The sequence below is a fragment of the Streptomyces sp. genome, assembly GCF_036566765.1.
In the GTDB taxonomy this organism is placed as follows: Bacteria; Actinomycetota; Actinomycetes; order Streptomycetales; family Streptomycetaceae; genus Streptomyces.
This window is the reverse complement of record NZ_DATCVQ010000379.1, coordinates 1-5087: the sequence shown is the minus strand read 5'-3', so window position 1 is coordinate 5087 and position 5087 is coordinate 1. Positions and strand designations below refer to the sequence as shown.

Genomic DNA, 5087 nt, shown 5'->3' with positions numbered 1-5087 from the left:
GCAGCCGCGCCGCCTCGGTCGCGGCCGTGACGAGCAGCTCCGCCTCCGCCTCGCCGAGCTCCAGGATCTGCCGCGCCCGCTCGCCCAGCGTCGCGTACCGCTGCGGCGTGAGGCCCGCCGCGGCCTCGCGCAGCCGCGCCGCCTCCGCCTCCCGCTCCTTGGCGAGCACGGTCAAACGGCGAGCGCGCTCCCGGGCGGCGTCGCGTTCGTCGGAGAGCCCGGAGAGGAAGCGGTCCACCTGGTCCGGTCGGTAGCCGCGCACTGCTCGTACGACGGCGAAGTCATGCGGCCTCTTCATCCGCGGAACTCCTCTCCCGTATCGACTCCCGTATCGGCTCCCATATCGGCGCAATCCTGACGGATCGAAAGGAACCGTTCACAAAGCGACACTCCCCGTGAACGTCCCGGTCAAAAACCCGAAGGGCCCGGTCCGTACCCGGACCGGGCCCTTCACGTACTCCGTCGAGCGGACTCTCGGAGCCGACGGTCGAGCGGACTCAGAGGAGTCCGTCCCACATCTGCTCGAGGAGCACCGACCACCAGTTCTCCGGCGACGCCAGCGCCGCCGGGTCCAGCATCGCCAGCTGCGCCTGGAAGTCGACGGTCCAGCGGCCCGCCTGGTCCGGCGTCAGGCCGAACCGCAGCCGCCACATCCGGCCGAGCAGCGCCATGCACCGGGTGAACTCCGGCAGCCCGCTGTTCACGAACTGCGGCGGCAGGCACCGGCCGTCCGGCCCCGGCTCCACCGGCACGGCCACGATGTGCGCCGTCCCGTACTGGACGCAGATCGCCCGCCCGAAGTCCGAGCCGATCACCAGGTACGAGCCCGCGTCCGAGGGCGGCTGGATCTGCCGCTGCGCCGCCAGCTCCGCCAGCGTCGGGACGACCGGCTGCGCGGGCTGCGCCCAGAAGAACGGACCGAAGTCCGCCGGCAGACCCGCCCACACCAGCGTCACCGCGACGGCCTCGGGCACGCCCTGCCGGGACACCGCCCGCTGGTCGAACCGGCAGATCGCCGGGCCGAACGCGCCCGCCAGCTCCTGCGCCACGCCCTCCGGCGGGATCGGCGGCGCGGGCTGCACCTGCGGCAGCGGCGCGCGCACCGGAGCGGGGCGCGCCGGACCGTCCGCGACCTGGTGCAACTCGCCCTGATGGGTGAGGAGTTGCTGCATGCCCTGCTGCCGGCCGGCGTGATCCCGGCCGTACGGGGCGATGTTGGTGATCCGCGCCTGGGGCCAGGTCTCCCGGATCATCCGGGCGCAGTAACCGCCGGGCAGCTCGCAGGACGCCAGCTCGGTGTGCAGTTCGAGCACCTGCTGCGGCGGGACGTTCATCGCGCGCAGCTCGTGCAGGATCTGCCACTCCGGGTGCGGGGTGCCCGGGGCCGAACGCCGGATGATCTGCGCCTCCGAGCCGTCCGGCGCGCGGTAGCGCAGCACGGCCTGGTAGCCGGGGCCGACGGTCGGCTGACCGCTCGGCTGCGGCGGGAACGGCGCCGGGCCGCCGGGCCCGGGCATGCCGGGGGCTCCGGGCATGCCGGGAGGCGCGGGCGGCGGAGGGGTCCCCGGACCGCCCTGGCTCGGGCTCGCCAGCATCGTCGCCGCGTGATGCACCGGCTGCGGCGGAGTCGCCCCACCCGGAGCACCCGGCGGAGCGGGCGGCGGAGGCGTACCCGGCGCTCCCGGAGGACCGGGCGGCGGAGGGGTCCCCGGACCGCCCTGGCTCGGGCTGGCCAGCATCGTCGCCGCGTGATGCACGGGCTGCGGCGGAGTCGCACCGGCGGGAACACCCGGCGGAGCGGGCGGCGGAGGCATACCCGGCGCGCCCGGCGCACCCGGAGGACCGGGCGGCGGAGGAGGAGTCGCCCCGCCCTGGCCGCCGAGGCTCGGGTTCTGACCGGGGTGCGCCAGCATCGTCGCGGCGTGGTGCACCGGCTGCGGCGGGGTCGGCGGCGAGGGCGGACCGGGCGGCATCGGGCCGCCGGGACCCAGCTGCGACACCAGCTGCGTCGGTACGTACGCGTCGCCGCCAGGAGCGCCAGGAGCGCCAGGAGCCCCCGGAGCCCCCGGGACGCCCGGAGCGCCCGGCGGAGGCGGCGGGGTCGCCCCGCCGCCCTGCTGGGCGCGCGGCGGCAGCCCGGCCTTGCTCGTCGCGGCGTCCGCGATGTCACCCGGACCCCCCGGAGCCACAGGCGGTACGGGGGGCTGGGCAGACGGGGGCCCCTGCTGCTGCAGCGCCGGCGTGGCGATCGCCGTCCTCGGCAGCTGGCTGCCGCCCGACATCAGGGCCGTCGGCGCGTCCGCGCCGATCGCCGGCGGCGGCGTGTCCTCGTCGTCCGCGCCCGACAGCGGCGGCGCGAACACCGTCGCCGGAAGCGGTACGGACACGTCGTCCCCGCCGCCCGAACTCACGTCCGCCCACGCGCCACTGCCCGAGGCCGAAGCCGGAGCGGGCGGCGCGAAAGCGGGAGCAGGAGCAGGCACCGGCGCAGGCGGAGGCGTCGGCGACGCGGAACCCACAGGCGTCGACGCACCCGCGGAAGCAGACGCCGAAGCAGAACCCCCGTCCCCCCGCCGCCCGTCCGGAATCCCCATGCGGTCCGCGGCGTCCTGCAGCCACTCCGGCGGAGTCAGCAGGAAGGACGTCTGATTCAGATCGATCCGCTCCGGCGGGGCAGGCGGCGTCTCCTCGGGCGCCCCGTCCGGACCGCCGTACTCCTCCTCGTACCGGCGGATCACCTCGCCCACCGGCAGTCCCGGCCACAGCGTCGCCTCGCCGCTGTCGCGGGCGATCACCAGCCGCTGCCGGCCGCCGTCGGACGTCGGACCGTCCTCGCGGTCCTCCGCCCACACCACGAAGCCGAGGTCGAACTCCCGCACCCGCACCTCACGGTGCTGATACGCGGGCACGTCGCCGTTGACCCACTCCTCGGCGCGCTCCTGCGCCTGCGCGAACGTCACCATCGAGAGCTCACTCCCCCACCGCGACGGCCTGCGCGAAGCCGCCGTCGACCATCAGGTTCGCCACCGTGTCCAGCTCCGGCGGATTGCCCGCAAGACGCTGCAGGAAATCGTCGAAGTCCGACCCGCACGGCAGCAGCAGGCGCTCCGCCCGCTCCTGCACGCTCAGACCGTCCCGGTCCCGGGCGTCGTCGTAGGCGCAGAACCACACCGAACCGACGCCCTCACCACGCACCTTGACCGCGAGGATGCCGCCCTGCACGAACCCGACGCCCAGATAGTCCTTCGTCAGATGGTCCCGCAGACACTTGTTCACGTACACCAGGTCGTTGACCGCCGCCTCTTCACGCACCGTGAAGAACGGCTGGTCCACCAGGAGACCCAGCTCCGCGTCGAGCGCCGCGCCCACCGGCGCGCAGCCGCCGGCAGCCTTAAGGAAGGAGCGGTACGCGCCCGGCAGGCGGTACCCCAGATCCTCCTCCACGCCCTGCAACTGCTGCTCCGACACCGACACCCGCGCCTTCGGCAGTCCGAAGTGCGCCGGCCGGGTCTCCTGCAGCGGACGCGTCCCGCGCTTGGCGTGGTCCACCGCCGCCGTCGTCACACCGCCGTGGTGCCGCAGCAGCGCCTTCACCTCGACCGGGACCAGCTCCATGCGCCGGGTGCCGGCCACGTGGTGCCAGGTCCAGCCGTGCGGGGTGGCCACCGCCGGGATCGTGTCCCACAGCTCGTGCCCCGACGCGGCCAGCGCCGCGTTCGCGGACACGTAGTCCGTCAGCCGCAGCTCGTCCACGCCGAAGCCCTGCGGCGGCTCCGCGATCTCCGCTGCCGCGCGGGCGTACGGCGAGAAGTCCGGGTATCCGTGCGCGTCCACCCGCACCCCTCGGGGATGACGGGAAGCCCGGACCGGGTCCGGGAAATGCACGACCTGCCCGGCGTAGGCCGCGTTCGGTGGCGCGGCATCCTGCCCGAGCCGACCTGTCGTCATGGCGGTTGCCCCCTGCGCTGGCTGCTGGCTGATTCCGCACAGCCTATGCGGTGCCACAACAGGGCCGCCCCGGCCGATCCGCCGCCGGCCCCGGCCGTGACCAACTGTCACGGGCGTATGACGCAACGGCGATGGTTCCGACACACCGAAGGCCCCGTTTCACCACCCAGCTTCCACAGCGGGCACCCCATTTGGCAGGCTGTTCACGCAACTCGGGGGATTGCAGGAGGGGAAGACGAGCCACCATGTACACAGCACGACCACCGGCACCACTGCCCACGCAGGGTGACCCACGCCTCAGCTGGAGCAGCACCGAGCCGAGCCGTGCCCCCTTACTGCGACACCGCCGCGACGGCATCCTGCCGACCGTCGGCGCCGCGCTCTCCGTCCGCGGCGAGACCCTCACCTGCACCGCCGGCCGCGGCGACCAGGCGCCCGTTCTGCACCCTCTCGTCCAGGACTTCCTCGACACGCTCACCAGCGGCCAGCGCGAACGCTTCACCGGCCGCTGCCCCGAGGCGATCCTGCTCTCCCGGCACCTCACCGCCGCCGAGACCGGCCGCTCCAAGCGCGCCCAGCGGAAGCCGCTCACCGCCGGCGAGGCCCGGCGCTCCCTCAAGCACGCCAAACTCACCGCCCGCCGCATCCGGGAGGACGGCGACCCGCTGCACGGCAGTTACGCGGCGCCCTGCCGCTCCTGCACGGCGATGCTCGCCCACTTCGGCGTGCGCCCCGTCGACCCCGCCGCCCAGAAGGGCTGACTTGCACCACATGCCCGACCTCCACACCACCCGCTTCCCCGTCGCCGTCGACGCGGCCCTCCGCGAGGCGGGCTGGCAGCCCGGCCGATGGGACATCAAGCAGGCCGAACACTGGGCCGACGCCCTGCGCGCCCATGTCTCCCCGGCCGGTCACCGGCACGCGGTCTTCCCGGCCGCGGTCGAGGCGTGGGCCGAGTTCGGCGGACTGCGGGTGACCGGTCCCGGCGGCGGGCGCCAGATCGCGCCCGCCGCGGTACTGCTCGACCCGCTGGCCGGGCTCCACATGGCCCGCACCCTCGGCGACCTCGGCCGCGCCCTGGACACGGAGATCGCCCCGCTCGGCGAGGAGGGCGACCACCGGGCCGTCCTGGCGATCGA

Annotated in this window: 5 protein-coding genes; 2 read left to right on the top strand and 3 right to left on the bottom strand. The window is 74.7% G+C overall.

Annotated features, from left to right (window positions below):
- The 3 genes from VIU94_RS22275 to VIU94_RS22265 all read right to left on the bottom strand — a co-directional run.
- On the bottom strand, positions 1-298 hold a 298-nt coding region (locus tag VIU94_RS22275; protein ID WP_331913618.1), incomplete at its 3' end, for a DivIVA domain-containing protein.
- Positions 299-497: 199 nt separating this feature from the next.
- Positions 498-2963: an SUKH-4 family immunity protein gene (locus VIU94_RS22270; protein WP_331913617.1), complete on the bottom strand. Its 2466-nt coding sequence runs from the start codon at positions 2961-2963 to the stop codon at positions 498-500.
- A gap of 7 nt (positions 2964-2970) precedes the next feature.
- Complete coding sequence (locus VIU94_RS22265) at positions 2971-3948, bottom strand: SMI1/KNR4 family protein (RefSeq protein ID WP_331913616.1); 978 nt, start codon at positions 3946-3948, stop codon at positions 2971-2973.
- Positions 3949-4193: 245 nt separating this feature from the next.
- Between VIU94_RS22265 and VIU94_RS22260 the strand changes: the two genes are divergently transcribed.
- A complete protein-coding gene (locus tag VIU94_RS22260) occupies positions 4194-4709 on the top strand; it encodes a YwqJ-related putative deaminase (RefSeq protein WP_331913615.1) in 516 nt (171 codons plus the stop codon).
- A gap of 10 nt (positions 4710-4719) precedes the next feature.
- Positions 4720-5087, top strand: a 368-nt coding sequence (locus tag VIU94_RS22255; RefSeq protein ID WP_331913614.1) for an SUKH-3 domain-containing protein, incomplete at its 3' end; no start/stop codon positions are given.

Excerpts from the sequence above, each read along its gene's own strand:
- VIU94_RS22260 (WP_331913615.1), top strand. The coding sequence starts at position 4,194 with ATGTACACAGCACGACCACCGGCACCACTGCCCACGCAGGGTGACCCA.
- VIU94_RS22265 (WP_331913616.1), bottom strand. The coding sequence starts at position 3,948 with ATGACGACAGGTCGGCTCGGGCAGGATGCCGCGCCACCGAACGCGGCC.
- VIU94_RS22270 (WP_331913617.1), bottom strand. The coding sequence starts at position 2,963 with ATGGTGACGTTCGCGCAGGCGCAGGAGCGCGCCGAGGAGTGGGTCAAC.